Source organism: Shigella sp. FC1967 (genome assembly GCF_001743005.1).
In the GTDB taxonomy this organism is placed as follows: Bacteria; Pseudomonadota; Gammaproteobacteria; order Enterobacterales; family Enterobacteriaceae; genus Proteus.
In genome coordinates this window covers 1-552 of sequence record NZ_MIIZ01001177.1, presented here as the reverse complement: position 1 = coordinate 552, position 552 = coordinate 1, and the positions used below count along the sequence as shown (strand labels likewise).

Sequence of the window (552 nt, the reverse complement as noted above, 5' to 3'; positions counted from 1 at the left end):
GGTCTCCATGGGCTGAAACGACGAGTCCCGCCGCGTGTAATTCCAATATGCCCTTGTGTCGGATATTGATTGCCGCATTGATATCTCGGTCATGTTCAACTCCACATTCAGGGCATTGCCAGATACGCTTATGTAGTGGCATTTCTGACATTTTATGACCGCAGCAATGACAGGTTTTCGAACAGGCAAACCATTGCTCCAGTTTTACCAGATGGACGCCTTTTTTCTACGGCTTTATATTCCAGCTTTGTGATAAAACCATGCCAGCCTGCATCTCCGATAGCGCGAGCCAGACAGTGGTTTTTTCATCATATTCGCCGATTTCAGTGTCTCGACAATTACCGCTTGGTTTTCGTCAACAATTGCACGAGAGAGTTTGTGTTGAAAATCAGCACGGGCATTGGCTACCCGTTCGTGTACACCTGCAAGCTGTATTCGGGCTTTACGGCGATTAGCACTCCCTTTTTGCTTGCGAGATAAGGCTTTTTGTTTTCGACGTAGGTGACGGCTGGCATTGATAAGGTGGCGCGGATTAGCAATCTTATTGCCGTC

The 552-nt window shown here is 47.6% G+C and carries 1 pseudogene; it reads right to left on the bottom strand.

What is annotated here, in order from left to right:
- Nucleotides 1-552: pseudogene (locus BHE89_RS26490) on the bottom strand (RNA-guided endonuclease InsQ/TnpB family protein); the annotation flags it as partial.